Raw genomic sequence first — 2,645 nt, 5'->3', positions numbered from 1 at the left:
TCAGGCGCCGGCCGCAGGCTCAAGGGCGGATCTCACTGCGATCGCGACACATTCCGAAGACCCATTCTGCAACAGGCTCTAAACATACCGCAATCTGGTACGCTGTTTGGATTTCCTAAATTAGCCGAATAATGACGTCCACGTATATACAGATAAATATCAGATGGCTCAAGTCCATCCCAATAGTATCTAATATAGAGAAAACTATTATCCGCCTTTGATTTCACAATAGTGAAATTAACATTCGCAACATAGGGCGGCCCAAATTTATACAGTCGACCATTAAATTGACCGTCTCGATACCCAGGAACATTCTTATACTGAACAAGAAGATCCGACCACCCCGGCTCGAGATAGGTCACAACCTCGTCGAAATGCAGCCGCCCACAGAGCGGTCGGCCAGCCGGTATGATGATTTTCCAATAGGGAGTCTGCTCATCGGTGCGCGGAATGATCGTCCAGCCATTGGCACCGTCGTCAGGCGTGACACGAACATTGGCCAGATCGGCCGACGATGCAAAGGCACCGTATTCAGTATTGGCGGTCACGAAGGACAGGAAAAGGGTTGTGTCCTTGCCCGCCATCGCCGGCAGCTTGTCAGTCGCGGGACCGATATCGACGACAAAGCTGTTGGACATAGCCGCATGCCCAGCCAAAGATGCCTTGATCCACGCCACATGCGGTTCCGCCCCGAATGCATCCGCCGTCGCCGGATAGCAGTGATAGCCCAGCTTTTCGGTCAGGGTCGGCAAAGGTCCGACATCGGGGGGCTGGCGCAAAGCCACCGAGATATGGGCGGTCTTGTGATTGAGCGGCACGGTCTCGGTAATGCCCTCGACATTGTAGTACAGGAACGTCAACGTCACGGCGGGGCGATCACTGCCCCCGCTCACCTTGAGCGCGTCGATCGGAAGCGGAAGGCGGCCGTCCTTCTCGATGACATGGCGGGACGTCGGTGCCAGAACGAGATACTGCCCATGCTCGGCATCCTGTTCCAGGCCGAGGGCCCAGCCGGAGCCCACCGCGATGCGCCCCCAGTCCCATCCCGACAGAATATTGTCCAGGCCGAACAGGTAGATCACCGTGCCGGACGGATTGAAGTTCTCGTCACTCGACCACTTTTCGAGGGTGCCCGGTACGAATGTCGCTTTTTGTTCGGCTGAAAATGAATGACACCCGAATTCACTGTATTGAGGTACAGGAAGGACTCGCTGTCCCTGATGCCATTCAGGGTGGTCGTGTTCGAGAAGCTTACGGCCAGGTGGTTCAAGGACATACGCGAGTTTTCCTTTCTATAGAAAGACGTTTCTATCATATTGCTTATCGACGATATCAACCCGATCAGATGCGGCCACCTGATCGGGCTCTGCCGGTGTTGTGATTTTCATGCGGATGGCTGCCACAAACCTTCGGCTTGCGGTGCCGGATCAGACCGGTTCCGGCCCGCCATCGCTGCCATGATGCAGCATGGTCTGATATGTCGACGTGACGGGAACACTGCCGACGGGCAGAAATCCGTCATCGCGGCTACCACCGGCAAAGGGATAGGTCAGGGGTACCGCCGAAAAAGTGGCCATCGTTCCGTCGGGGAGATACTTGATCCAGTCCTGATTCTCGGCGTGATACGATCCGACCTCGCCATCGAATATGCCAAGGTCGCGACCATAGCCATTCGCGTTGCTCAGTTGCACATGGACCCGTTCGCTGCTGAAACAGCTCCATGACAGGGTCAGGTAGGCGCCGACCGTCGCGCCGTCGAGAAACACCTCATGACGTTCAGCGCTGGCCTGTTCCAGAACCGGCGCGCCGTATTTGTAAATCGGGATATCCAACTGCCCATCCCTGAAGTGGGGCACATTGTGATATTGGATCGACATCTCGGACCACCCCGGATCGAGATGGGAGACGACATTGTCGAGCCGCAGCCGGCCGGAAATGACCCGGCCATCGGGGATCGCAACCCGCCAATACGGATCGGGGACATCGGAGCGATGAACGATCTCCCAGCCATCCGCCCCCTCATCGGGCGTCATCCGGATATTGGCGAGGTCGGCCGCGGAGGCAAGCGCGCCATAGGGCCCGTCGGCAATCACGAAGGTGATGATCATATAGGTTGCGGGCCCGGCATTGATGCTGGGCTTCCCGATCGCCGGCCTGATTTCAAGCGTGAAGGCGTTGATATGCTCGCTGTCACCCTGGGCGGTGACGGTGATCCATTCGACATTCGAGATGCCGCCATGATCATGCTCATGGCCGTTGACGAACCGATAGTCGACCTGGTCATTGATGGTCGGCGGCGGCGGCAGGTCGGGCGACTTGCGCAGCGCAATGGTGAAATGCGCGGTCTTGTGGTTTAACGGCGGCGCGCTCGTCACGCCACCGACATTGAAATAGCCGACCTGGATCTGCACCGACGGTAACTGGCCGGCATCTCCGACATTGACCTCGGCTACACCCAGATCGATCGACTGATTGGCCGCAATGGTGATCGTGGTCCGGGGCGACACCGCCCAATAACGGCCCTGAACCGCTCCGGGTTTGCCGGAGGCTCCAACTCTTGACAGGATGGAGCCATGACGAAGGCTACGAACAAGTTTTCTGCAGAGGTTCGCGAGCGCGCGGTTCGGATGGTTCTTGAGCATCAG

Annotated in this window: 2 protein-coding genes; both read right to left on the bottom strand. The window is 57.4% G+C overall.

Annotated features, from left to right (window positions below):
• Positions 1-32 precede the first annotated feature (32 nt).
• The gene (locus tag IEW15_RS25205; protein WP_188583253.1) at positions 33-1,082 is read right to left on the bottom strand and encodes a hypothetical protein; all 1,050 of its coding nucleotides are present in this window, start codon (positions 1,080-1,082) and stop codon (positions 33-35) included.
• A 345-nt stretch (positions 1,083-1,427) separates the two neighbouring features.
• Positions 1,428-2,507, bottom strand: a complete 1,080-nt coding sequence (locus IEW15_RS25200; RefSeq protein ID WP_188583250.1) for a hypothetical protein — start codon at positions 2,505-2,507, stop codon at positions 1,428-1,430.
• Positions 2,508-2,645 lie beyond the last annotated feature (138 nt).

This window comes from Tistrella bauzanensis, from assembly GCF_014636235.1.
In the GTDB taxonomy this organism is placed as follows: domain Bacteria; phylum Pseudomonadota; class Alphaproteobacteria; order Tistrellales; family Tistrellaceae; genus Tistrella; species Tistrella bauzanensis.
This window is presented reverse-complemented; position numbering and strand designations above follow the sequence as displayed.